Origin of the sequence: Pantoea conspicua, assembly GCF_002095315.1 — a bacterium.
GTDB classification, from domain to species: Bacteria; Pseudomonadota; Gammaproteobacteria; order Enterobacterales; family Enterobacteriaceae; genus Pantoea; species Pantoea conspicua.
In genome coordinates this window covers 1-248 of record NZ_MLFN01000124.1, presented here as the reverse complement: position 1 = coordinate 248, position 248 = coordinate 1, and the positions used below count along the sequence as shown (strand labels likewise).

Here is a 248-nt window from a genome sequence, read left to right as displayed (position 1 = left end):
TGGTTTATATAATAAATGTAAGAAACTAAATGATGATGAATTATTTCGCTTACTTGATGATCGCAATTCCTTGAAAGGATTTCATCTGCCAGAGTATTACAGTTAAGAGGGGGCAAGACGCTGTTAGATTGGCAATTGAATTCTGCACTGACAAAAATTATATCCGTAGAGATATCGGAGCATTTATACTCGGGCAAATATAAATTTGCAAAAAATGCGAAGATAATGTTTTTAATATTTTGAACAAT

1 pseudogene is annotated in these 248 nt (G+C 31.9%); it reads left to right on the top strand.

The window, feature by feature from the left end:
* A pseudogene (locus HA41_RS21245) lies at nt 1–200 on the top strand (HEAT repeat domain-containing protein); the annotation flags it as partial.
* Nucleotides 201–248: the final 48 nt, after the last annotated feature.